25 protein-coding genes and 1 tRNA gene are annotated in these 23,191 nt (G+C 44.8%); 13 read left to right on the top strand and 13 right to left on the bottom strand.

The window, feature by feature from the left end; genetic code table 11:
- From WB308_RS06615 to dxs, 3 genes are all read left to right on the top strand, one after another.
- A partial coding sequence (locus WB308_RS06615) for a FliG C-terminal domain-containing protein (RefSeq protein WP_424190199.1) occupies positions 1-449 on the top strand: 449 nt, incomplete at its 5' end.
- A 5-nt stretch (positions 450-454) separates the two neighbouring features.
- Complete coding sequence (gene fliH / locus WB308_RS06610) at positions 455-1,231, top strand: flagellar assembly protein FliH (RefSeq protein ID WP_424190197.1); 777 nt, start codon at positions 455-457, stop codon at positions 1,229-1,231.
- Positions 1,232-1,304: 73 nt separating this feature from the next.
- Positions 1,305-3,125, top strand: coding sequence for a 1-deoxy-D-xylulose-5-phosphate synthase (gene dxs / locus WB308_RS06605; RefSeq protein WP_424190195.1), 1,821 nt, complete (start codon positions 1,305-1,307; stop codon positions 3,123-3,125).
- On the opposite strand, the gene pgeF is transcribed toward dxs, so the two are convergent.
- On the bottom strand, positions 3,109-3,858 hold the full coding sequence (pgeF, locus tag WB308_RS06600) for a peptidoglycan editing factor PgeF (RefSeq protein WP_424190193.1): 750 nt from the start codon (positions 3,856-3,858) through the stop codon (positions 3,109-3,111). The genes dxs and pgeF overlap by 17 nt on opposite strands.
- Before the next feature lie 77 nt (positions 3,859-3,935).
- Here pgeF and WB308_RS06595 point away from each other — a divergent pair.
- Positions 3,936-4,013: transfer RNA gene (locus WB308_RS06595), tRNA-Pro, on the top strand.
- Positions 4,014-4,334: 321 nt separating this feature from the next.
- Complete coding sequence (locus WB308_RS06590) at positions 4,335-4,895, top strand: hypothetical protein (protein WP_424190191.1); 561 nt, start codon at positions 4,335-4,337, stop codon at positions 4,893-4,895.
- A gap of 476 nt (positions 4,896-5,371) precedes the next feature.
- On the opposite strand, the gene WB308_RS06585 is transcribed toward WB308_RS06590, so the two are convergent.
- From WB308_RS06585 to WB308_RS06560, 6 genes are all read right to left on the bottom strand, one after another.
- Entirely contained in the window at positions 5,372-5,761 is a 390-nt protein-coding gene (locus WB308_RS06585; RefSeq protein ID WP_424190189.1) for a terminase small subunit, read from the bottom strand.
- Between the two features lie 97 nt (positions 5,762-5,858).
- The gene (locus WB308_RS06580) at positions 5,859-6,542 is read right to left on the bottom strand and encodes a hypothetical protein (protein ID WP_424190187.1); all 684 of its coding nucleotides are present in this window, start codon (positions 6,540-6,542) and stop codon (positions 5,859-5,861) included.
- A gap of 98 nt (positions 6,543-6,640) precedes the next feature.
- Entirely contained in the window at positions 6,641-6,907 is a 267-nt protein-coding gene (locus WB308_RS06575; RefSeq protein ID WP_424190185.1) for a hypothetical protein, read from the bottom strand.
- A complete protein-coding gene (locus WB308_RS06570; protein WP_424190183.1) occupies positions 6,907-7,128 on the bottom strand; it encodes a helix-turn-helix domain-containing protein in 222 nt (73 codons plus the stop codon). Before WB308_RS06570 ends, WB308_RS06575 begins: the two co-directional genes overlap by 1 nt.
- A 126-nt stretch (positions 7,129-7,254) precedes the next feature.
- Positions 7,255-7,896 (bottom strand): hypothetical protein, encoded by a 642-nt coding sequence (locus WB308_RS06565; RefSeq protein WP_424190181.1) that lies wholly within the window; start codon positions 7,894-7,896, stop codon positions 7,255-7,257.
- Positions 7,889-8,995, bottom strand: a complete 1,107-nt coding sequence (locus WB308_RS06560; RefSeq protein ID WP_424190179.1) for a tyrosine-type recombinase/integrase — start codon at positions 8,993-8,995, stop codon at positions 7,889-7,891. The genes WB308_RS06565 and WB308_RS06560 overlap by 8 nt, the downstream gene beginning before the upstream one ends.
- Positions 8,996-9,425: 430 nt before the next feature.
- Here WB308_RS06560 and WB308_RS06555 point away from each other — a divergent pair, with 430 nt between their 5' ends.
- Both WB308_RS06555 and WB308_RS06550 read left to right on the top strand, forming a co-directional pair.
- Entirely contained in the window at positions 9,426-9,653 is a 228-nt protein-coding gene (locus tag WB308_RS06555; RefSeq protein WP_424190177.1) for a CopG family ribbon-helix-helix protein, read from the top strand.
- Positions 9,640-9,981: a type II toxin-antitoxin system PemK/MazF family toxin gene (locus WB308_RS06550; protein WP_424190175.1), complete on the top strand. Its 342-nt coding sequence runs from the start codon at positions 9,640-9,642 to the stop codon at positions 9,979-9,981. Before WB308_RS06555 ends, WB308_RS06550 begins: the two co-directional genes overlap by 14 nt.
- Before the next feature lie 30 nt (positions 9,982-10,011).
- Here the strand turns inward: WB308_RS06550 and WB308_RS06545 are convergent, their stop codons facing one another.
- Positions 10,012-11,223 (bottom strand): sensor histidine kinase, encoded by a 1,212-nt coding sequence (locus WB308_RS06545; protein ID WP_424190173.1) that lies wholly within the window; start codon positions 11,221-11,223, stop codon positions 10,012-10,014.
- Complete coding sequence (locus tag WB308_RS06540; protein WP_424190171.1) at positions 11,204-11,854, bottom strand: response regulator transcription factor; 651 nt, start codon at positions 11,852-11,854, stop codon at positions 11,204-11,206. Before WB308_RS06540 ends, WB308_RS06545 begins: the two co-directional genes overlap by 20 nt.
- Positions 11,855-11,976: 122 nt before the next feature.
- On the opposite strand from WB308_RS06540, the gene WB308_RS06535 reads away from it, so the two are divergent.
- On the top strand, positions 11,977-13,833 hold the full coding sequence (locus tag WB308_RS06535; RefSeq protein WP_424190169.1) for a hypothetical protein: 1,857 nt from the start codon (positions 11,977-11,979) through the stop codon (positions 13,831-13,833).
- 163 nt (positions 13,834-13,996) lie between these two features.
- Here the strand turns inward: WB308_RS06535 and WB308_RS06530 are convergent, their stop codons facing one another.
- Positions 13,997-15,901 carry a methyl-accepting chemotaxis protein gene (locus WB308_RS06530; protein WP_424190167.1) on the bottom strand — a complete coding sequence of 635 codons (1,905 nt, stop codon included), beginning with the start codon at positions 15,899-15,901 and terminating at the stop codon, positions 13,997-13,999.
- 179 nt (positions 15,902-16,080) lie between these two features.
- Here WB308_RS06530 and ovoA point away from each other — a divergent pair, with 179 nt between their 5' ends.
- The 4 genes from ovoA to WB308_RS06510 are packed head-to-tail and all read left to right on the top strand — an operon-like array spanning position 16,081 to position 20,372.
- Positions 16,081-17,514 (top strand): 5-histidylcysteine sulfoxide synthase, encoded by a 1,434-nt coding sequence (gene ovoA / locus WB308_RS06525; protein WP_424190165.1) that lies wholly within the window; start codon positions 16,081-16,083, stop codon positions 17,512-17,514.
- Positions 17,486-18,682, top strand: coding sequence for a PatB family C-S lyase (locus WB308_RS06520; RefSeq protein ID WP_424190163.1), 1,197 nt, complete (start codon positions 17,486-17,488; stop codon positions 18,680-18,682). The genes ovoA and WB308_RS06520 overlap by 29 nt, the downstream gene beginning before the upstream one ends.
- Positions 18,675-19,943 (top strand): MgtC/SapB family protein, encoded by a 1,269-nt coding sequence (locus tag WB308_RS06515; RefSeq protein WP_424190161.1) that lies wholly within the window; start codon positions 18,675-18,677, stop codon positions 19,941-19,943. The genes WB308_RS06520 and WB308_RS06515 overlap by 8 nt, the downstream gene beginning before the upstream one ends.
- A 9-nt stretch (positions 19,944-19,952) precedes the next feature.
- Complete coding sequence (locus tag WB308_RS06510) at positions 19,953-20,372, top strand: hypothetical protein (protein WP_424190159.1); 420 nt, start codon at positions 19,953-19,955, stop codon at positions 20,370-20,372.
- A gap of 44 nt (positions 20,373-20,416) precedes the next feature.
- On the opposite strand, the gene WB308_RS06505 is transcribed toward WB308_RS06510, so the two are convergent.
- Positions 20,417-20,593: a uracil-DNA glycosylase gene (locus WB308_RS06505; protein ID WP_424190157.1), complete on the bottom strand. Its 177-nt coding sequence runs from the start codon at positions 20,591-20,593 to the stop codon at positions 20,417-20,419.
- A gap of 45 nt (positions 20,594-20,638) precedes the next feature.
- On the opposite strand from WB308_RS06505, the gene WB308_RS06500 reads away from it, so the two are divergent.
- Positions 20,639-21,325 carry a dUTP diphosphatase gene (locus WB308_RS06500; RefSeq protein ID WP_424190155.1) on the top strand — a complete coding sequence of 229 codons (687 nt, stop codon included), beginning with the start codon at positions 20,639-20,641 and terminating at the stop codon, positions 21,323-21,325.
- Here WB308_RS06500 and WB308_RS06495 read toward each other — a convergent pair.
- Positions 21,313-22,194 carry a lipid A biosynthesis lauroyl acyltransferase gene (locus tag WB308_RS06495; protein ID WP_424190153.1) on the bottom strand — a complete coding sequence of 294 codons (882 nt, stop codon included), beginning with the start codon at positions 22,192-22,194 and terminating at the stop codon, positions 21,313-21,315. The genes WB308_RS06500 and WB308_RS06495 overlap by 13 nt on opposite strands.
- Positions 22,195-23,184 (bottom strand): lipopolysaccharide heptosyltransferase I, encoded by a 990-nt coding sequence (gene waaC / locus WB308_RS06490; RefSeq protein WP_424190151.1) that lies wholly within the window; start codon positions 23,182-23,184, stop codon positions 22,195-22,197.
- Positions 23,185-23,191: the final 7 nt, after the last annotated feature.

Below are 23,191 nucleotides of genomic sequence, written 5' to 3'. Positions count from 1 at the left end.
TCGAAGCGTTGGCCAGTTATAAAGTCGAAGTGGGCGGACCGAGATCGGTTGCCGATGTCTTTAACCGTTTGGGTGCGAAAGTATCCAAAACAACCCTGGCACAAATCGAGCAGTTGGATCAGGAACTTGCCTCATCGATTAAAGAGATGATGTTTACCTTTGATGATATCGTCGATCTGGATGGAAACAGTATCCGCGAGATTCTCAAATCGGTAGATAAAAACGATCTTATGCTGGCGCTTAAAAATGCGGTTGAAGAGCTTAAAGAGAAATTCTATGCTAACATGTCCCAGCGGGCTAAAGATGCTTTTATCGAAGAGATGCAGTTTTTGGGTGCGGTTAAAATGAAAGAAGTCGAAGGGGCCCAGCGAAGAATCGTCGATGCGGTTCAGGTATTGGCCGAACAGGGCGTATTGCAGCTGGGCGAATCTGAAGAGATGGTGGAGTAAAGACAATGGATGTGGTCCTTCAGCACAATTCTCAGGGTGCTCATGCCATCAGCAAATATCAGTTTAAAATTCTCTCGTCCCTCTCGGGAATGAGTATCGGTGAAGCAACCCATGAAATTAACCATTTTGCGGGTGATGAGCCGCCGGTTGAGCGAGTGAGAGAGACCGCCCATTCATCTAAAGACGAGCTGATCGAATCGTTGTTAAAAAAAGCCGATGAGATGAGTTCGAATGTTATTAAAATGCAAATGCGGCTTGAATCGATGCAAGAAGAACATGCGTCCGCACTTGAAGAGGCCAAAAAAGCCGGATATGCAGAGGGATTGAGTGCCGGAATTGCCCAAGAGCAGGCTCAGCATGCGGGGCAAAGCGCACAGTCACATGAGCTGTTGGCACAGTCGGTTAAAACGCTCGAAAATGCGGCTTCAGAGTTTGTCATTGCGTTGGATTCCATTCAAAAAGAGCTTACCCATACGGCCCTTGATATCGCGAAAGAGGTGATTGGGATCGAGACTCAGGAACATAGCGCCAAAATAGCCGCTAAACTCTCCAATGATTTGATCGAAGAGTTGAAAGATGCGTCCAAAGTCACCCTCCGTGTGAATCCTGCTGATCATGGGTTTATCTCTGAAAAAGTGGGCTCGCTGGCCCACATTGAGGTGTTATCCGATCGTGCGATCAGTCCCGGAGGGGTAGTCGCAATCAGCGATGCCGGTAATATCGATTCGGAGATTAAAAAGCGTTACGAGAGACTTAAGCGGTCATTGTTGCTTGAATCGTAAAGCATTTTTGCAAACATTCGCTTTTATACTATGACATTTGTTATATAACTATTTTTTAGGACACTACCCAACAATGAATATCAAAAATTTTACCTTGCCGGAACTGGAAGCGTTATCCCAAAAAATACGGGACCGTATTTTGGAAGTGGTGAGTACAAACGGCGGGCACTTAAGTTCTACGTTGGGTGCGACAGAGATTATCGTCGCCATGCATAAAGTATTTGATGCTTCCAAAGATCCCTTTATTTTTGATGTATCTCACCAAGCGTATGCCCATAAACTGCTCACCGATCGATGGGAGGAGTTTTCAACACTTCGTCAATTCGGCGGGCTCAGCGGTTATACGAAGCCCTCTGAATCGGAGATGGATTATTTTGTTGCGGGGCACAGTTCGACCTCCATATCTTTGGGAGTCGGTGCGGCAAAAGCGATCGCTCTGAAAAATGAACAAGAGAGCCGTATTCCGGTCGTAGTGATCGGTGATGGTGCCATGTCGGCGGGGATGGCGTATGAAGCACTTAACGAACTCGGTGATCGAAAATATCCGATGGTGATTGTCCTCAACGATAATGAAATGAGTATTTCCAAACCGATCGGAGCGATCAGCCGAATGCTCAGTTCGGCGATGGCAAGCCCTTTTTATCAGCGGTTTAAACGAAAAACGGAGCAATTTGTCGATAACTTCGGTGAGGGAGCCCATTATCTTGCCAAGCGGTTTGAAGAGTCGTTCAAATTGATCACGCCGGGGATTATGTTTGAAGAGATGGGGATTGAATACATCGGTCCGATCGACGGGCATGATCTTAAATCCTTGATTGAGACGTTTGAAATCGCCAAAGGGATGGGGAAACCGGTACTGGTCCATATCCAGACCATTAAGGGCAAAGGGTATGAGATTGCGGAGGGAAAACACGAAAAATGGCATGGTGTATCCCCGTTTGATCTCAAAAGCGGTACGGCCAATGCCAAAAGTTCGTCAAAAAGTGCGACACAGATTTATGCCGATGCTCTGATGGAACAGGCAGCTGCAAACGATAAGATTGTTGGGGTTACGGCCGCAATGCCAAGCGGTACCGGATTCACACAGCTGATGGAGAGCTATCCCAACCGTTTTTGGGATGTCGCGATTGCCGAACAGCATGCGGTAACCTCCATGGGGGCGTTGGCAAAAGAGGGGTTTAAGCCGTTTTGTACGATCTATTCGACCTTTCTGCAACGGGGATTTGACCAAGTGATCCACGATGTCTGTTTGATGGATTTACCGGTGGTTTTTGCGATGGACAGAGCCGGTATCGTCGGAGAAGACGGTGAAACCCATCAGGGGGCATTCGACATCAGCTTTTTACGCTTGATTCCCAACATGACGTTGTGCGCTCCGCGTGATGAACTCTCGTTTCATCAGATTGTCGATTTCGCCTGCGCGTATGAACACCCTTGTGCGATCCGTTATCCGAGAGGGTCATTTTTTGAAGCCGATCTTCCTGTATCGGTTCCGTATGAGACCGGAAAATCGCAATTGCTCGTTTCGAACGATTCCGATCGGTTGTTTATCGGATACGGTAACGGTGTCGGACGTGCGGCACAAACGATGGCATTGATGGAGGATCAGCCCTCATTGCTTGATCTGCGTTTTGTGAAGCCTTTGGATACGCAGATGCTACACCAAATGGCGTTACAGCATAAACGATGGTATGTATTCAGCGACTCGGCACGGATGGGAGGGGTCGGAAGTGCCCTTTTGGAATGGCTGTCCGAAGCAAAGATTACCGATGTACAGGTGGTGAGTTTCGAATACGGGGATACGTTTATCAAGCACGGCAATACGAAACTCGTGGAAGAGTCGCTCGGATTGCTTCCTGTGCAATTGGCGGCAAAGGTTATCGCAGGAGAATAACTCCCGCAATCCTCCCCGTATGCTGTTGATCGGCTCGATACGAGAAGTATCGGTCATGATGGCATGCGGTACACTCCTCTATGACTTCCACGTTTTTAACCTTCATCCGCTGCAACTGCATGAGCAATATGGTGTTCACATCCAAAAAGATTTTTTCTCCCTCTTTGCGGAGGGCTTCAGAATACCCTTTTGAAGTGGTTTCTTCCGCTATTGTCGGGTTGATTTCATAACAGCAACCGCTGATGGAGGGACCTAAAACGGCATGGATATCAGATGCTACCGAACCGAAATGCTCCCTCATCATCATAATCGTTTTGGGCAGGATCTCGTTTAACGCTCCCGCACGCCCCGCATGGATCGCAGCACACGCATGGTGAACCGGATCATAGAGCAAGATCGGGGTACAATCGGCGCTCATCACCATAAGCGGAGTATGGAGACGGTTTGTGATCAGCGCATCGCATTCGGGCGGGGTATCAAAGGTGAACGTCTCATCGATGATGACGATCCGATCCGAATGGATTTGGCGCATATGGATCAGCCGACTCCGTTCATATCCGAGTGTTTGGGCGAGAAGATCATGGTTTTTTACAACATCCAGAGGATTGTCGCCGACATGAAAGGCGAGATTGGCGCTGGAATAGGGGAGTGATGAGACGCCGCCTAGACGGGTAGTAAAAGACGCTGTGACATTCGTGTACGATGATAAAAGAGAAGGGGATATCGTTTTCATGCGGTGAGTATACCCATAGAGCGTTTTAGTTGGAATTAAAGATCATTTGATTATTCTTCCATTCCGCTTTTTTATGTCGGGGCGTAGCGCAGTTTGGCTAGCGCACTACCTTGGGGTGGTAGAGGTCGCCTGTTCGAGTCAGGTCGCTCCGACCATGTAGAACCCCTTAAAATAGGGTTTTTGCTTCTTGATAATTGCTTTGGGTCTCCTCTTTGGTCTCCTATCTTTCAAAAAAATGCTTTTCTACGTACCTTTTACCTCATCGATATACTCAATTCTTTAAGCTCAAAATTGAGCGCATCATTCTGATATTAAAATTATGATGTTTCACGCTCTCCCCAAGTATGGGTCTATTGAATTTCATCCGCTTAGTGTTGATTTCTTTTGATGAAGCTCTAATAGATATCAGCCGATACTTCTATAAATTAACGTAAAAAATGATATCGTATTAACTAAAATTACAAGGGAAAAATTAAATGTCTGAAGAAAATCATAATTTAAATTTAGTATCTACACTACCAAAAGCTTCAGGGTGGAATAAATGGAAAATATTAGCTGTTGCAAATAGTATTGTAATCATAGCATTGACTATTGCCATGATTAATTATGTACATAATTTTAAAATAGAAATGGATAAGTCACATAAAATTATTTCAAATCATGGAGACTGGATATTTGAGTTAGCCACACAAGATGAATTTCATATGGTAAAAACTTTTGATTTACATGTAACTACTCTTCAGTATGTGAATCCTTTTGTATCAGTAGAGGTCATCAAAGCTGCACAATTTATAGATGGTCAAAAATTGACTATTGGCATATTGAATACAAGCGGAGCAGGAATGAGTGATATTACAATGAAAATTACCAAGGTCGACGATACAAATGATACAGGTGGCATCGATTTGAACTATTTAAATAAAATCCCTTCAGGTTTTATGGGTCAAACAACTGTTGTATTGCCAAAAGATTATGTAGGGCAAAATCTTGGAATTTCGTTTATTAGAAGTAATTCAGAATTCCAAATGATTCCATGAAGATAAAATATTTTTAGGGCTTAAAACATAATGAGAGTGCGCTTTAAGCATTCTTTTATTGTCCTTTTTTTCTGCTGACATACCCTTTGTGTACCTCATTAAATAACTAAATATTCCCTTTTTAATGAATAAAAAATGTTTTATAAGATACTATGATCGCTCCATAAAAAGAGGGAAACATGAAAGTCACTACTATTTTACTATTCATTGGAGTAATGTTGATGAGTGGATGCGCTCGTAGCATTGCTGATATTGATGTAAGTCACGCTGATAAGGGTTGCGTGCGCCAATGTACTATGGCATATTCGTCCAGCGTATCGCTACCTTTTGCTAATACCATAGCAATGAATAGAGCTGCTGATTCATATGAAATTTGTGTAAAGACGTGTACAACGGATAAATAACTTTGAGTCGATAGGCGCATTGTGCTACTGTCCTATCGACTATCATTTTCCCTTGTGTAAGGGTAGAGTCTATCAAATATTATCATCTCGCTTGGGTATGTAGATATGCAATTGCCCTCTTTCTTCAACTTCTATTTTTTGCGGAGCGTTATAGCCGTGCATAGCGTTTAACTCCTTCACGACGGATACAATGTCTGTTGCCTTGTCTGCTATGGATAAAGCCTCTTTGAGTTTTTTAACACTGTCTTCTCTACTCCATATTCCTGACTTAACAAGCTCGTTCCGTAATTCTCCGATACGTGCCGTAATATTGCCGTTCTGCATTAGTTCGGTTGCTTTACGATTAATGCTTTCAGGTTTCATATTTTGAACTTCATACGATACTCTGTACGCTTCGGAAGCGTTGCCCGTTTCAAGATATGAAGATACGAAACGCTCTTGTTTCAATGTAAGTTTTTCCATTTATTAATCCTTTTTTCTTGTACAAAGTGAAATACCCTCTTAAACCCGATGGTTACGGACTTTCAAAGTGGTTTTTAAAGACTGATTTTCTTATCACTTAACGGAATACCCTCTTTATAAAAGCATCCGTTTTGAGTGTTGCCGCTTCGATGATCTCATCCGCATTAATAGCTTCACCATTACGCCAAAATTGACCTATAAACGAGTATTCTATCCGTGTTAATGGATAGCTCAATCGGTTGGCGTGTTGTTTATCATACGCCGTTACCTTTGCATATTTCGGCTTGGGTGGTTGGTAGTAGATGGTTGTTTTTTCAAACACCGCCGCCCCGTGTCTTTTGCATAGCGTCCGATGAGTTCGGCTATTTGAGTAATCACACCACTTTAAGCCGATAAGGTCGATACAACGATCAAAGCGGGATAATCTGAGCGGTTCATCCCATACGCTCAAAAACTCCTCCAGTATCGCCCGTCTTTGGATTGCTCCATCATTCAAGGCGTGTTCGTTTCGTTCGTATTGCTGTAAGCCGTGAAAATGTAGCTCTATTCCCTTACCGTTGCCATATCGTACCAATGGGATAGATTGACCCCGTTCGTGATGCAAGAGAGCTACAAACGCCGCCGTCTTTGGTAGTGTTCGCCCCGTAATATTTCGCCATTCTTTCCGCTGTTCTTTTATCGGTCTGATCGGTGAACATTTCAAGATTTCAAGCTGTCCGCCTAAAATCGCCTCGATCTTCTTTGCCGTATGTAAATCAGCATCGCCCGTTATTACTTGCAAGACGACGCTATCAATAGCCGTCACCCGTTGCATATTCAGCACGGCAGGGGTATAATGACGGTATCAAACTTCCCGCATTACTCCCCGCCTGTCTCGGTTTAGGCGGATTTCTTTTTCGGCTTATACTTAGCTCTACAGTCGAATTGCGGATTATCTTCGAGTAACTGATTTTTAATCCTGCTCACCGTTGAAAGAACACTGTAAAATCTCGGCTCTAACTGCATAACATAACTGTTGGGATAAAACTCGTTTGCGTATTCGTGCATTATTAAAGCGTTACTATTATCACCGCCAAACTTTTGAGGGTTTGACTTGATTTTGTCATACGTCCAAACGTAAAGTTGTTTTTTAAAAAACTTATCCATTACGCCACCTTTGCTGATTCAAACAATGCGTCAATCTCTTGGCGTTTGTAGCGGACGACGTTTCCTATACGGTAATAGGGTAGTTTCCCTTTTGATCGCAGGTTTGCCTGTGTTTTGAGAGATAGCCCTGATTCGTCTTTTAACTGAGAGGGGTTCATCCACTCGCCTTTTAGGTATTCTTTGACGACTTCGATGAGTTGAGAAAGTTGTTTTGATTCCATAAAGTAATCCTTTGGAAAAGACTACTAAGCGCTTAGTGTAGTGGCATGATACGGGAATGGATAGGATATTGTCAGGTTTGTAAATCCACATTTGCGTGGATTCTCATTCTTGCGAAATTGAGTGATTTATGATACGTATTTCTTTTTAGATTTTTCTATTGCTTCTACAAGTTCCGTAATATTATTCCCACCTTTTAAGTTATATTTTTCTGTGAGTGATTTTAAGAACTGACGTAGCTCATCATTATTAGAACCTTCGATTTTTGGTTTGCAATACCGTCCAATCTGCAAATTGTTAAATAGCGATTGGTCTTTTTCATGTTTAGTACCTAATTTTTGCATCATATCTATTTCTTTGAGAGAATTATCGATAAATGTATTGAGTATTTTTTTAAAAGTATCATTTATGCCCGTCTCTATAAACTCTGTTCCATTCATCTGATATGGTAATTCTTGGTCATCAAAGAACTCTCGAAATCGTTCAAGCGTTTCTTTATCGCGTTGTAAAAGTCTTTTAGGATTTTTACAGGTATCTAATGTCTTTGAAAATTCCTTTAAATTACTTCCACTGAACACTATAATCAACTGCTTTACAAATGCTCTTACTTCTATTTCTTTGTAGATATCGGGAATATCGTTTAAAAACTCTAAATAACCTGTATTCAAAAAAGGGGGATATGATTCTTCCTCATCGTAATCAAAAATGAAGTATTCATCTTCTTTACACACTCGAATAAATACATCATAAAAAGAGTTTTGATTACCCATTAATCAATCCCCCCATCTTATCTGCCACAACGTCGCCCGATGCGGTGTTTTGTAGTGTGAGATACTTTCGTACCGTTGCCCCGTCCGTATGTCCTAAAATAGCCGATAAATGGATACTCTCTACTCCTTCAGCGGATGCGGCACTCACTAAAAGATTTCTCATCCAGTGAAACGAAAATTCAGCTATTCCACTTTTATCCCTGATGCGGTCTATACGGCTATTAAAATCATCCATCTTTGTCCCTTTGAGGGTAAGGAATATGTAGCCGCTTTTGGTAGGATGCAACGAATACCACTCCATAAGCGCATCGCGTACCATCGACGGTAATCGGTACTGCTGATCTCGCTTTACTTTATTATTCGCGGCTCTGACGACGTAGGTATCGTTATCGATGTCCTCCCATTGTAGTCCCGTTACTTCACTCTTACGGCGACCGCTAAATCCAAATAGAAATAATGCACGGCTCATCGGGTCGTTTGAAAATTCGCTAATGATTGTTTGGTAAATCTTTTGGTACTTTACTCCGGCATTGAGTACGATTTTCTTTTCGCTCATTTGATCTCGCTTGATACGATGCCCCGCCAAAAATGGGGACTCCGTAATAATGCGGTCTACGGTGAGGGCGTGTTTAAATAGGGGGATGAGTATTTCATCGTTTTGTTTTCGCGTCCCTTGGGAGAGGTGAGAGGTAGAGGTGACGATTTTGGTAATGTCCGATGAGGTTATATCGATGATGCGTTTCGCTCTGATAACGGGTGCAATGTAATCGCGCCAAAATGAACTATAAACGGCGTGACGCTTTGCCCCCCATGCTGTCCCCTTGAACTTTTTGAACCGTTCCCAATACTGAGACGCGGTTAATGTCCCCGCCTCTACGTTATCAATACCTTTGAGTTTTTTTAGTTCTTGTTCTAAATGTGCAATGTGATCGCGTTTACTAATATGCACGGGGACGGTAATAATCTTTACTCTGCGTTTGCCATCGTCATGGCGAAACTCTATTTTGTATTTTCCCTCATCGTGTTTGTGACGCTGAAAATAGCTTACTTCTTTACCACCTCGTTTGATAGGTAGCCAGTCATCCCGATTGATTGCCATTTGGTCGGTCTCCTCTTGGGTCTCCTCAAATTACGTTTTAGGTCTCCTCTGAGGTCTCCTAAAATTATATCTGATTTAGGAATAAATAGTATAAAAATGGGAATATACCCCATAAAATAGGGGTTTGTTTGGGAATGTATTTTCGCTTAAGGGAAAGGGTTGTTACCTGTTCGAGTCAGGTCGCTCCGACCATGTAGAATGCCTATAAATAGGGATTTTATCTCTTCAAGAAACTTTTTCCAAATCTTCATTTTTTCCAAAGTCACCCAAAATGTCACCCAACCCTTCAAAGAGATCAATCGAACGTTAACTTGCAGATGCAAAGGCCCAAAGTATTTCTCGTCATGAAAAAAAGATTTTCGTCCAAATGGTATGAATACCGATGTAGTGTATAATACTGTATTACAAAATTCACATTTGGAGAATATAGATGACAGCAACTGTTCGACTGGACAAAACACTGGAAGAAAAACTCGATTTTATTTCTCAATCGCTCCACAAAAAAAAGAGCGACATTATCCGTGATGCCATTTCATTTTATGCCGACAGTATTGAAAACAGTCAAAAAAGCCGCATTTTAAAAGCGGTAGCCAAAACCAAAGATGCCGATAAAGCTGAAAACAGTGAGTTCGAAGGAACCCTCGATGACGGTCTGTAAAGGGGAGATTTGGCTGGTCAATCTCAATCCTCAGAAAAAATCGAATGAAATCGGGAAAACCCGTCCTGTTGTTGTGATTCAAAATGATTTGCTGAATCACAGTGATTATGCCACGGTGATCGTTTTACCGATGACGACGGTTTTGATTGATGATGCAGAACCGTTACGGTTTCGAGTCAAAAAGAGAGCAAGTCTTGAATCGGATTCGGATGTTTTAGTGGCTCATGCAAGAGCGGTTGATAAAGAGCGATTGCTTCATAAACTTGGAGAACTTTCAACTGCCGAAATGGATAACGTCCGAAAATTATTTCACGAAGTTGTTTTTTAACACATTGCAATATCGTGCAAGGGAGCTACTTTATCCGTTGTGAGAGGGTGACGCTGCAAGTGAAAGGGTTGCACTGTAATGCTTCTCATCCTGTACATCCCTCAACTGCCATCCATAATAATCGCACAGTGTCTTGGCAATCTCCAGCCCGACTCCGGTGGAGTGGATGATCGGGGTATTCCGGTCACATACCGGATTTTCAATCTCAAAGACTCCATTATCGCATCTGAGGTAAATCGTGCTTCCATAACACGCATGGTTCAACGCATTTTCGATCAGAATCCGTGTTACCCGCTCAAACGGTGCTTTGGGAAGAAGAGCTGCCGATGTCTCCGGTATCGTGAGTTCAAAATGGAGCTCGCGGTGCTGCCAAAGGGGTTTGAGTTCTTCTATCCATCGCTCCACCGATTCTTTTAAATGGATAATTTCCATCCCTTCCGAACGCTGGGTCGCATGTAAAATAAGGGTTATTTTTTCGGCGATGGTATCAATCTCTTCACGGGCTTGCACGATGGCCTCAGGGTTCCACTCCCCCTTTTGATCGGCAATATCGATGCGAAGCCGCAGCTGTGCCAGAGGGGTTTTGAGCTCATGGGTCAATGCTTTCATCGAATCGTGCTGTGTCTTCTGGAGTCCGCTGATCCGCTGCTGCAACGAAGAAATGGCATCTCTTAATGCCATAATCTCCACTCCTCCTCCCGCAATTTCAGGCTCTTTATCGGGATCACTGCAGGTCAGGCAGTGATGGACAAGTTCGTTAAAAGGGGTAAACAAAAGACGGATGAAAAAATAGATGATTCCGCTTGTTAAGACAAATCCAAACAAAAAGAAAAACCATCGGCTGATGATCATCCGAATAAGCTCTTCATTGATTTTTGCCGTTGATGAACTGATGGTTAAATAGCGGCCGTCGTGGAGTTGCATGGATTGGGAGAGTCGATCGGGCGTCTGTTGAGAGATCTGCGGGAGCAATTCTATCCGTAAATCATCGATCACTCCCCCCTTTGAGAGGAGATCTAAATGGGGGTCGCTAAGAACTAAGGCAATGGTTTCAACACTCACCTCTTGCGGCATATGTTCATGCGTCACTTCGTTGATCAAAAACGAGAGGCTGCGTGAAAGGGATTGTTCCATGTGATGGTAATAAATACTTGCCAGCCCATATCCAAAGATCGTGACTGATACGATCGTCATTCCCAGCGAAACTGCGAGGATTCTCCCTTTAAACGTTTTTAAGAACATATCCTCGCCCTTTTACCGTTTCAATCGGATCGATCGGCAGCTTTTTGCGAATATTGCTGATGACAACATCAATCGTGTTAGAGGTCATTGCGCTGGGATCGTCATAAATCGCATTGGCAATATCCTCTCGTGTGAAAACTTTATCGGGTCTGGACGCGAGAAAGAAAAACAGATCGTGCTCTTTTTTGGAAAGGACGATCGGCCTTCCCTCTGTGCTTACCGTTTCATTTTTCATATCGATGCACAGCGGTCCTATCGTGATAACATTCGGGGTGTAACGCCGGATCAGTGCATCGAGCCTCATTTTAAGCTCCCGTAGATCATAGGGCTTCTCCAGATAATCATCGGCCCCCGCACTCAAACCGGCAATCCGTTCTTCTACCCCTCCGTAGGCACTCGCAATCATCACGGCGCATGCGGGCTGAAGCTTTTTGAGCTTGGGGATGATCTCCATTCCGCTGTCGGTTCCGGAGAGATTCCGATCCAGTAAAATCGCTTCATACGCATAGCTCTGAATCAACTCAAAAGCCTCTTTGAGGGTTCCTGCCGTATCAATGGTATGGAACACCTCCAATGCATCTTTTAGCATCGATCTCAATTTTAAATCGTCTTCAATAATTAATACTCTCATCTTTTTATTGTAATCTATTTTATTCTTTTTTGAGCTTTAAAAATTGTAAATAATATTTTTTCATGATTTTTTCATCTACTACCAGTACGATATAGGGGTTAAATGACCGAAGGAGTTCAATCATGAGAAAATTATATCATTCCCTTATAGGGACGATGTTAGGGGCAAGTATTCTTGCCCTATCCGGATGCGGAGGTGAGGATAGCACCACTTCCGATGTCAGTACCGCGTATTTCGTGGACAGCAATGTCGGTGGAGTGAACTACACCTGTGGAACCCAGTCGGGCGTTACGGGAGCGGACGGCTCATTTCGTTACCAGCACGGGCAATCGTGTACGTTTAGTATCGGTGCGACAAGTTTCACGGTTTCCGCCGATAGACTCTCGGCAGGAAAATCGATTACGCCGTTTGATATATTTGCAGGCGATGATGAAAAGGTGGTCAATCTTGCCCGTATGCTTCAAACGCTTGATAGCGATAAGAATGCAACCAACGGTATCGATATCAATGCCACAGCCCATGCCCTCATCCAAAATCCAATCAACTTCGGATCGAATTTTGATACGAATCTAACCTCCGCATTAAGCGGAAGCGTCTATCTCCCCATCGTTACCCCCGTAGCAGCACTTGCCCATCTCGCACCCAATGTTCCGGTACCAACGAGCTACACGACGTTTGAACGGATTGCTGAGATTGATGCATCGGACATTGCAGCAGATTCGGGATTTACCAACCCGACCGATCAAGCACGCTACGTCGCGCAGAAAATCGCCAAATATTTTTATCAGACGAATGATACGAATGTAACCTCGGCAGCGGATTGGGTGTTAGGCGGCGCTCCTGCTTCGATTACGGCTCTTGATGTGAATAGCACGGTTAAGCTTCTGAATCCTTACATTCTTGAGATCCCATCACCGGATAACAACAAGACGATGATTGTCGAAGTATGTAACAAGGCCCATGCCGGCGGTGCGATTTCCGGAAATACAATTCCTGGCGGAGAAGTTCATGGTGCGGCATTGCCGTGTGAAATCGCTATTTATACCGATACGACGACCGGGAAAATCTATGTCGATATCCTTGATCCTGTCGGAAGCTTCGCCGTATTCTTTAACGATTTAGGGAGTAACCCGGAATTAGCGGCAATGGCGTTGCAGGTCAAAACCGAAATCAAGTTGATCACCTACAAAGGTCTTGATACGGGAAAAGTGGACCATGTCAAAAAAGCGACCGGGATGGGGGCAACATTTACACCGACAGAAATTGCTGCACTTTCAGGACAGTATTTGACTTACACCTACGAGATCAACAACAATGATCCTATCTGGAATGGTAAAACGGCTGTCCAAAAACGTGCTGTTGCTCAAATAGCAGCGCAAGAGATGATCAAAGCAATGACCATCAATGTTCCTTACGATTATAACGCTACCTCGTATACGACTCTTTTGGGCGGTTCACTTTACGGAAGTTTGACATTTCCTCCGTATGTAACGGCTACAGAATCGGGTATTAATGCAAATACGGCAATCTATCCCTATCTGATGGATGATTATAATATCTCTTCGGCAGGTAAGTGGCGTTCGGCACGTTATGCACCGCTTAATGTTCCGCGTGCTGTGGATACGGCTACTTACGGATTTATGTACACCGTTGAAGCATGTTCGCCGACGTATGCCAAACTGGCACTCAGTATGGGGGGAGACAGCCGTGATCATGCGACAGCGCTTCCATGTCAAATGACGTTTTACATCGATGACAGTAATCAGTCATCCCCGAAACTCAAAGTGGTATTCTTGAACCCTGTTTTTATGTTCCAAACGCTCTTTAAAGACAAATTGGCAACACTCCAACCTAATGAGCAAGCGTCTCTGAGTACGATGGCTACAACGGTCAAAAATGACCTCGTCAACATGACCCGATACGTGATGGATCACAACCTGACCTGGGTTGTCCCTAATCCGACCATTACGGCAGATTAATCTCTTCGATTATCCCCCCTTTGGGGGATACATCACTGTATTGCACTTCCCCAAACCGATTCTGAAATCCATTTTAGTTTATAAAGTTTCAAGAGCGCCGTTCGATTCACGCGAGTTGATTTGCGATAGGGCTGAGTGAAAGATTCCGATACAACTTTGATCTTTATGACTCTGCCAGCATATTGTCCATCAACACAAACAATTCGTGAGATGCTTTTTCCATTGCTTCAAAGTTGGCAATAATCTCGTCGGCATGAGCGACACACTCCTCTTTTTTATGATGGACGAATTCCAAATTGATATTGGCTTTTTTGTGTACCAACACATGCGGCTCTTTTAGTTTTGGATAGCTGTTTGTTTTTCCAAAGCGTCGTTTTCCTTCATCATCATACCATTTGCCCATACGACATTGGTGCGAATCCATGGTGTCGAGTTGCTGTTCACAGGTCATGATGCTGTTGTACGCACGTGATTTGTAGAGGATATGATCGATTTTTGCCAATACGATAAATACATTGTTCTCCATTTGATAGGAAGAATTAACGATACGGGATGAACTTTCGTTGAGCTGGATGAGTGTGTCCTCAAAATTATTTATTTTTTCACTGGAGCTCTCTACGACACTGTTCATCTCTTCCGCACTGGTCTGAATATCACTCATATCCTGCTGCAACGAGTTAATGGAGACAGAGATCTCTCCGGTGGCTTTATGGGTTCGTTCGGCAAGCTTGCGCACTTCATCGGCAACAACGGCAAACCCTCGACCGTGTTCTCCTGCACGCGCCGCTTCGATAGCGGCATTGAGTGCCAATAGATTGGTTTGATCGGCGATATCGGTGATAAGCCGGATAATCGATGTGATTTCTGTCGTACGGCTGGCGATATGAGTGATGGCATCATTATTGTTGCTGACTTTTTCCGTCAGCATTCCGAGTTCCGCAACAATATCTCCGATCGTTTGACGGCTGTCATCGGCTAAAACTGCTGCCTCTTTCGTTGCCGAAGTAACTTGTTTGAGATTTTGTATATTGTTTTGCAGGTCATTTTGGATAACACTGAGGCTTTCGGTCACTTGGATGCTCAGACGGCTGAGATTGGCGTTAAGAGCATCACGCTGTTTTTTCCCTTCTTGCTCTTTCATGATATCGATACTCTCCCGTACCCGCGCTATGGCATCGATAAAGGCTCCGTGCATTCCAGCCTCGCTGATCGGGCGGGAGAAATCACCTACCGTAGCATTACTGATAGAGGTATTGATTTGGGAAATAAAGTTTTCGATTTGACCGAGAAGTTGTTGAAGCGCATCGGCCATGATTCCCAGTTCGGTTCCCGGAGTCGCATCGATATGGGTATCGGAAAAATTCCCCTCTGCCACCCGTTTGATAACGCGGGTAAAGCTCTCCAATGCCTTCACGATCGAAGATTGAACAAGAGTTGCAAACGCAAAAATAAGAATAGCAACGGCAATCCCGCAGACAAGAACGAAAAGTTTGTAAAAGCTGATTTCGTTATGTAAATCGGAAGAGGAACTCTCAAGCGCGGCTTGTTTGATAGTAACCACTTTCTTAAAATCATCGCGTGAAGCATCTGCATAATGGGTGAGATCGTCTTTGTACTTTTTGTAAATATTGACGGCATCCGATGCAATCGACCCGGGTTTGAGCGATTTCATCATCGCATACGAGTTATCCAGGAAGAGAACGGTGCTCTTTTTGGCATGGGTCACTAGGGTTTTGGATTCCATATCCTCAGAAGTGGCTTCGAGTTTACTGAAATCGGCTTTGATGGAGGCGATGGCATCATCCAGTTTGGCCATATTCTTTTCGTAGTCTCCCCCCAACATAATGTCCCGATTGGTTCGGCTGACGTAGTTGAGATCTTTTTCAATTTGAAGTGCCAGAAGGGTTCCTCTTACCGAATTTTTTTGGAGATCGTTATAGTTTGATTCGATACTGCTGAGGGCGAAAAAAACGAAAACAGATGCACCGACAACGGAAAATGTAGCGGCGATAACCAGATAGCGCATCCGTTGACGGATACTAAGATGATCTAACATAGTGCTAAACATGAGCAAACCTTTAGGAAGGGAGATACCAGGCATTAGAAATGCCGAAGTGATTTATACATTATAATCTTATAGTCTATTATCTTATGATAATCTTGAGTCGTATCATAAGGTTTTGTGATATGAAGAAGTGATTTGCACTTTCGTGTGGAATAAAATTGGATAAAATACTCTAAAAATGGATGAAGGATAGAATGGTGTTGCAGCGACAGATGAGATCGGTACGTTTGGAGGGAGCAGATATTGATGCCAAACGGAGGGAACTCAAAGAATATTTTCATCAAAGTTTTGATTTGTTTGAATCCCTTTTTGAACTCTTAGTCTCCGATGAGGTTTTTTATACTCAATCTGAACCGACTCGTCATCCGATGATTTTTTATTTCGGGCATACCGCCATTTTCTACATCAATAAACTGGTTGCCTCCGGAGCGCTGAAAGAGCGGATCAATCCCCATTTCGAAGAATTGTTTGCCGTCGGTGTCGATGAGATGACGTGGGATGCCGCCAGTGATTCGCTTAAATGGCCGAGTGTCGATGACGTACGCGAATATCGTCAGCGTGTACGCCGTGTCGTGGATCAGATGATCATGACCTTGCCGATGTGTTTGCCTATTACCAAAGAAGACCCGTTCTGGGCGATTTGGATGGGAATCGAGCATGAACGAATCCATATCGAAACCTCGAGTGTCCTGCACCGTCAGATGCCTTTGGATCGGGTCCGAAAACATGAAAACTTTCCGATTTGTCCGGTGCGAGGCGATGCACCGGAAAATGGCTTGGTCAGTTTTTTGGGCAAAGACGTTTCTCTGGGGAAAGGGGTTGCTGATAATGGGTTGTACGGATGGGACAATGAATACGGTCATACAACGTATGGCGTTGCCGATTTTCAAGCATCCAAATATTTGGTGAGCAACGGCGAATTTATGGATTTTGTTGCCGCAAACGGATATGGTGTTTCGCGATGGTGGGATGATGATGGGTTGAAATATCTCCAAATACGTAACGCATCCTGTCCCCCGTTTTGGATTCCAAAGGGAGAGGGGATCTACACGTATCGAACCTTGAGCGAAGAGATCCCGATGCCCTACAGCTGGCCGGTTGAAGTCAATGCTCTCGAAGCAGAGGCGTTTTGCCGATGGAAAAGTGCACAAGACGGCGAGACCTATCGTCTCCCGAGCGAGGCGGAATGGGTCGTGATGGCGGAAGAGGGGAAGGTATGGGAAGAGGTGTTTGACGATCAAAAGTCCAATATCAATCTTGCCCATTTTGCCTCATCCGTGAGTGTCGATACCTTTGCGCACGGAGAGCTTTACGATGTCGTGGGAAACGTATGGCAATGGACCCAAACGCAGATGGACGCTTATGAGGGGTTTGAGACCCATCCGTGGTACGATGATTTTTCAGAGCCCACCTTTGACGGGAGACATAACCTGATTAAAGGGGGATCGTGGATTTCGACAGGCAATGAGATCGTTGCCGCCTCGCGGTATGCGTTTCGCCGCCATTTTATTCAACACGCCGGATTCCGCTATGTCATAGGAGACGGGGAGAATGAAAATAAAAAATATGCCGTGATGGACAAAATGCATGAGGCTTGGATCAAACGGTATGGATGAATTTGGATTTATCGATCGAAGCACTTCCAATGCTGAAAAATACACCCTGAGGCAAAAACTCTTCGGTACCGAAGCGGTGCAGCCGATGTGGGTGGCCGATATGGATATCGCAACTCCGGAATGTGTCATGGAGGGGGTGAAGGAGCGCCTGCTCCATCCGATTGTCGGGTATGAGATGATGCATGAAAGGGCGTATGAAGCGCAGATCGGATGGGTTAGGGAGCATCATGCGTTTGCGATGAAGCGCGAATGGCTCAGCTATTCCCCCTCGGTCGTTGCATCAATCGGGTGTGCGATACGGGCCCTGAGCGAGGAGGGGGATGAGGTGATCGTGATGGATCCCGTTTATCCGCCGTTTTATTCGATGGTTAAAAATAATCATCGCCATCTCATCACCCATCCATTACAGCAAGATAGCGAGGGGATATACCGTTTAAATATCGATGTTCTACGCGCTCAAATAACCCCGAAAACCAAACTTCTATTGTTGTGTTCACCCCATAATCCGATCGGACGGGTATGGAGCCGCGATGAGCTAACAGCGCTCGGCACCTTGTGTCTGGAACATCAGATCCGGATTATCAGTGATGAAATTCATTCGGATATTGTGTATCAGCCTCATCACCATATTCCGATCGCTTCGATATCGCAAGCGTTTTTGGAGAACAGCGTGACGCTGTTGGGACCGGGGAAAACCTTTAATATGGCGGGATTCTCGATCTCTACCGTCTGCATTGCCTCCAAAGAACTGCGAGAGACGTATGAAAAAGAGCGTAGCCGTATCCATTGGGGGGATGGGGCAGCGCTGTCACACGTTGCGTTTGAAGCGGCGTATACGGACGGAGGGCAGTGGCACCGCCGATTGATGGAACATTTGAATCACAATCTATGTCTTATCGAAGAGTGGGCTCCCGATCAGTCTGTGATCACATTCCATCCTCCCGAGGGGACCTATCTGGCCTGGTTCGATTGCAGAAAAATGGGTTTGGGGGATCGGGAGTTGAGAGAATTCTTTGTCCAAAAAGCAGCTTTAGGCCTGAGCCCCGGCCTGAGTTTCGGCAAAGAGGGATCGGGGCATATGAGGCTCAACTTTGCCGTTGCGTCTGAAAAGCTTAAGGAAGCTTTAGTCAAGATATCGGATAGTCTTAAAGGAAATGGATATGTATGAGACGATTTTAGAACTGTATAAGACCGATTATTTCCGTTTTCTCCTCACGCTGGTGCTCAGTTTTTTGACCGGGTTTGAAATGCGTGAATATAAGCGGACTCTTGAAAATGCGACGTTTATCGGAACCGTACGTACATTTACCTTTATCGGTATTTTGGGATATATTCTCTATATCGTTGATCCGACCTATCGGCTGTATCTCGCAGGGTTGGGGATTTTGGCCATGCTTTTCGGGCTGTTTTATTATCATAAGCTGCAAGGGGATCAAAAAGGGATCATTAGCCTCCTGGTCGCTTTACTCGTTTATACCTATGCCCCTATAATCATGACGCAGCCGTTGTGGTTTACCGCTTTGATTTTTGTCTCCATTATTTTTGTCGTCAATGCCAAATCACAGGTTCAATCGCTGATGGAGGCTGTGGACAATACCGAGTTGATTACCTTTGCCAAATTGGTACTTCTGAGTGTTGTCATATGGCCGCTGTTGCCGACGACACCTATCTCATCATGGATCCCGATGTCGCTGAGCAAAGTGTGGATGGCCGTGGTGGTCGTTTCCGGGATATCGTACATCGGATATCTGCTGCAACGTTATTTTTACCGGGAAAAAGGGTTTTTGATCAACGGTATTCTGGGGGGTGTCTACTCTTCGACGGCAACGACGGTCGTCCTTTCGCGACATTCCAAAGTGGTACAGACCGATGAATATACGTTTGCCTCGGCGATTGTATTGGCCACAGGTATGATGCATCTGCGGCTTATCGTCATTATCGGTTTTTTAAATATTTCGTTGTTCCAATCCCTTTTGCTTCCGTTGGGGGCATTGGGGGCAATCGCATTGCTTGGAGGTTTTTTCTTATCACGGCTGAAAAAAGAGGGTGATTCCGTAGCGGCCGAATATAATCCGATGAATGTGAATCCGCTTGAAATAGGTGTTGCCCTCGTATTTGGGGTGATGTTTGTGGTCATGAGTATGGTTACCCACTATTTTATCAATGACTACGGAATCTCCGGACTAAATTTTTTAGCGTTGATTATCGGCTTTACGGATATTGATCCTTTTATCCTCTCTTTGATCAATGGAGCCTATCCGATTGATAAAGATGAGGTGATTTTAGCCATTTTATTGGCTATTGCGAGCAATCACCTCTTTAAAGGGTTCAGTGCATTTTTCTTAGCGTCACGCAAGGTGGGATGGATGAGTCTGGGGGCTTTGGCCGCACTTTCGCTGATGACGTTTGGCATCGCGTTTTCGCTTTAGGAGAAGGGCTTGGCGGAGGTATTGAACCGTGTGGAGAGGTTTCTTGCAAAACACCATTTGCTTTCTCTCGCAACGTCGGGAGAACGGTTATGGTGTGCGTCGATGTTTTTCGCTTATGATGAACAGGAGATTACTTTTATCGTCGCATCCGATCCGACAACGGAACATATGAACAATGGCATTCAAAATTCCGCAGTAGCAGGGACCGTTGCGTTAGAGACGAAAACGGTGGGAAAGATTCAGGGGATACAGTTTGCCGGAGCGATATCTCTTGCCGAGGATACCCGAAGTCAAGAACTGTATATGGAGCGTTTCCCCTATGCACGGCTCATGAACCCGACGTTGTGGAAAATTCGGCTTGATGAGATCAAAATGACCGATAATACCCTTGGTTTCGGAAAAAAGATGAGCTGGAAACGGGAACTCTAAAGATATATCCTAGGGCAAGCGTCGTGCTGTAACGGCCGGCGAAGCTAAAGGGATTTTGCCCCTTTGGCGACGAATAAATGGCACGGTTTTCCGCTGGAGCTGAGAACAACTTGGGAGGGGATGAATTTTGATTTAAAACCATACGCTTTGCACCCATGAGGCTGGTGGGCTTCCCATGTGACAAAATAATAGGCGCATTTATGACAGTTTATTTTTTCCATGGGTGGAATATTAGCGTATAATTTGAAAGATTAAAAAGGAACAAGATGAATAAATTACTCTGTATGTTGGAACTGCAACAAAAATTAAACGATGCGACGAATGGCAAGGGATGGGAACGCGGAACGACGAAAGAGGGAAAATCGATCAACTGGCGCCGTTGTGTCTACATGGAGTCTGCAGAGATGATCGATTCGTTTGGCTGGAAACATTGGAAAAGTATCGCTCAGCCGACCGATTATGCAAACTTGCAAATCGAGATTGTCGATGTGTGGCATTTCATTATGAGTTTGGTTCTTGAAGACGGTCTTTACCGTGAGGGGGAGAGCATTGAGCAAATGGCGGAATGGATGACGAAAACCAAAGGCTACACGGCGCTGAATACGCCAGAATCTCCTACATACGCTTCGGATGAGGCGCTGATGCTGAAAATTGAGACATTGATGCGTCGTTCTCTTGAACCGGCGATTGATGGAGATTTGGAAAAAATGGTGGATGACTTTTTTAAACTGTCCGTTATGGGAGGGTTGAACCTTGAGCAGCTTTATCGATTATACGTCGGCAAAAATATCCTCAATCAATTCCGTCAAGATCACGGGTACAAAGAGGGGCATTACATCAAAATGTGGAATGGGGAAGAAGATAATGCCGTGATGAAGAAAGGATGGGAAGCCCATCCGGACATGACCCCCGATGAATTGTACGAACTCCTTAAAGAGGCTTATCCCTCGTAAATTTCTTGATATTCACCCTTCCATCGCTTGTGGCACCAGAACCAAAGTTTCGGGTGCTCTTTGATGAGCCGTTCAAGGGTATTGACCTGCTGGGTCGTTGCTTTCAAAATGGCCTCCTCGTTAGCGGTTCCGACTTCAATAGGTTCTTCAAATGCGATGGTGTAGTGTTGTTCGTCTTCACTCGTGATATAAACCCCTATGATAGGAACCTGAAATTTGCTCGCGAGATGTGCGGCAGTCGATGAATGGTATGCGGCATGACCGAAAAAGTCGGCGGATACTCCGTATTTAGAATTACTCGACTGATCAATCATCAGTAAAACGGAACCGTTGTTTTTAAGGGTTTTTGCCATGTGTTTAAGGGCGCCGTTTTTTTCGGCCAGTACCATCCGGTGGTGCGAGCGTGCTTCTAGTAAATAGGGGTCAAACTCGCTTCGGCTAAACCCTTTATAGATTGATGCGACGGGGGTGATCAGCGAAGAAAGGGCCGCTCCTCCGAGTTCCCAGTTGCCGAAATGGGCAGAAACGAAGATAATTCCCCGCCCCTGCGCTAAGATTTCATCTACTTTTTGACGATTTTTAAACGTCACTTGACGGGCGAGATCCTCGGCAGTATTGCGCCGATTTTCCATCGTTTGGAGGAGATTTAGGGCTAAATTGCGATAGCAGTAGCGTTCGATTTGGTTTTTTTCATCCATCGAAAGCTCATTCCCGAAGGCAAAAGCGAGATTTTGCTGCACGATCTTATTCCGCTTCGGAGCGAATCGATGTGCCAGTGCGGCCAGTGTAGTAAAAAGCCTTTTTCGCCATGAGTGGGGGAGCAACATAAGCACGGTATCTAAAACTAAAAAGAGACGAAAGAGTACCATTTATAAGAGTTCCTTGGCTTTTTGAATAATAACAGAGGGATTAATATCACGGATGGAAAAATCGTTTCGGTCAATTTTGAGAATATTGACGGGTGAGGGCGATTTGATTCCGATATTAATGTCGGTCGGGAAAATCATCCGCTCATTGGTAGGGCCAAAAAGGGTAATGGAGGGACGGTTCATCGCCCATCCCATATGGGTAGGTCCCGTATCGTTGCCGATGACGAGGTCGCAATGGGCTATAAAACTGACCAGTTCACGGAGCCCCATTTTCGGGGTGATAACGGCGTTCGCAGCATGCTGCGCAATCCAGTGTGCATCCTGATATTCCTGCTCACTCCCCCAGACCAGATAGCAGGGGTGAGAGAGCGCCGAACAGATTTCCGCAAACTGCTCTTTCGGGTAGCATTTGCTCGGCCATGAAGCCCCGATGACACATGCTACGGCTTTTTCATTCAGCCATTGCGGTTTTTCCTGAATAGGAAATAAAGCCTTTTTTTCTACGATATCCTCTTCACGGTAAGGGATTTCCAACGCTTCGGTAATCACCAAGACGTTGCGCTTGATGACATTCATTTCATACGGTATGGAAGATGCCGTATCGTAAAACCGTGCGGCGAGTTTTTCGCGTGCACTGTTGCGGTCAAAACCGTGTTTTTTCCCTTTTAAAAAGGAGGTTACAATGGCCGATTTGAGTAACCCCTGCGCGTCGATAATCTGATCGTAGGGGGGGTGGGATTTCAGGGTGTGAATCGTCTCTCTGAGAAGCTGAAAACTTTTGGTTTTTTTGATCCGTTTAAGGGGGACGGTAATAACTTCATGGAGAAGCGGATGATCTTGTAAGAGGGGTGCAAATGCCTCTTCAACATACCAGTCAATGGTTGCATCCGGATAATGTTTACGGACGATCTGTAATGCAACAGCAGTATTGACGATATCGCCCAATGCGCTAAGACGTACAATGGCAATTCGGAAATTTCGAGTATTCATAAGCGTA

This window comes from Sulfuricurvum sp., from assembly GCF_049587615.1.
Lineage (GTDB): Bacteria > Campylobacterota > Campylobacteria > Campylobacterales > Sulfurimonadaceae > Sulfuricurvum.
Note: the sequence above shows the minus strand (reverse complement) of the source record. Positions and strands in the feature narration are given on the sequence as shown.

Bases quoted from the DNA above. Each gene is read 5' to 3' on its own strand.
- fliH (WP_424190197.1), top strand. From the start codon at position 455: ATGGATGTGGTCCTTCAGCACAATTCTCAGGGTGCTCATGCCATCAGC.
- dxs (WP_424190195.1), top strand. From the start codon at position 1,305: ATGAATATCAAAAATTTTACCTTGCCGGAACTGGAAGCGTTATCCCAA.
- pgeF (WP_424190193.1), bottom strand. From the start codon at position 3,858: ATGAAAACGATATCCCCTTCTCTTTTATCATCGTACACGAATGTCACA.
- WB308_RS06590 (WP_424190191.1), top strand. From the start codon at position 4,335: ATGTCTGAAGAAAATCATAATTTAAATTTAGTATCTACACTACCAAAA.
- WB308_RS06585 (WP_424190189.1), bottom strand. From the start codon at position 5,761: ATGGAAAAACTTACATTGAAACAAGAGCGTTTCGTATCTTCATATCTT.
- WB308_RS06575 (WP_424190185.1), bottom strand. From the start codon at position 6,907: ATGGATAAGTTTTTTAAAAAACAACTTTACGTTTGGACGTATGACAAA.
- WB308_RS06570 (WP_424190183.1), bottom strand. From the start codon at position 7,128: ATGGAATCAAAACAACTTTCTCAACTCATCGAAGTCGTCAAAGAATAC.
- WB308_RS06565 (WP_424190181.1), bottom strand. From the start codon at position 7,896: ATGGGTAATCAAAACTCTTTTTATGATGTATTTATTCGAGTGTGTAAA.
- WB308_RS06560 (WP_424190179.1), bottom strand. From the start codon at position 8,995: ATGGCAATCAATCGGGATGACTGGCTACCTATCAAACGAGGTGGTAAA.
- WB308_RS06555 (WP_424190177.1), top strand. From the start codon at position 9,426: ATGACAGCAACTGTTCGACTGGACAAAACACTGGAAGAAAAACTCGAT.
- WB308_RS06550 (WP_424190175.1), top strand. From the start codon at position 9,640: ATGACGGTCTGTAAAGGGGAGATTTGGCTGGTCAATCTCAATCCTCAG.
- WB308_RS06545 (WP_424190173.1), bottom strand. From the start codon at position 11,223: ATGTTCTTAAAAACGTTTAAAGGGAGAATCCTCGCAGTTTCGCTGGGA.
- WB308_RS06540 (WP_424190171.1), bottom strand. From the start codon at position 11,854: ATGAGAGTATTAATTATTGAAGACGATTTAAAATTGAGATCGATGCTA.
- WB308_RS06535 (WP_424190169.1), top strand. From the start codon at position 11,977: ATGAGAAAATTATATCATTCCCTTATAGGGACGATGTTAGGGGCAAGT.
- WB308_RS06530 (WP_424190167.1), bottom strand. From the start codon at position 15,901: ATGTTTAGCACTATGTTAGATCATCTTAGTATCCGTCAACGGATGCGC.
- ovoA (WP_424190165.1), top strand. From the start codon at position 16,081: ATGAAGGATAGAATGGTGTTGCAGCGACAGATGAGATCGGTACGTTTG.
- WB308_RS06520 (WP_424190163.1), top strand. From the start codon at position 17,486: ATGAGGCTTGGATCAAACGGTATGGATGAATTTGGATTTATCGATCGA.
- WB308_RS06515 (WP_424190161.1), top strand. From the start codon at position 18,675: ATGTATGAGACGATTTTAGAACTGTATAAGACCGATTATTTCCGTTTT.
- WB308_RS06505 (WP_424190157.1), bottom strand. From the start codon at position 20,593: ATGGAAAAAATAAACTGTCATAAATGCGCCTATTATTTTGTCACATGG.
- WB308_RS06500 (WP_424190155.1), top strand. From the start codon at position 20,639: ATGAATAAATTACTCTGTATGTTGGAACTGCAACAAAAATTAAACGAT.
- WB308_RS06495 (WP_424190153.1), bottom strand. From the start codon at position 22,194: ATGGTACTCTTTCGTCTCTTTTTAGTTTTAGATACCGTGCTTATGTTG.
- waaC (WP_424190151.1), bottom strand. From the start codon at position 23,184: ATGAATACTCGAAATTTCCGAATTGCCATTGTACGTCTTAGCGCATTG.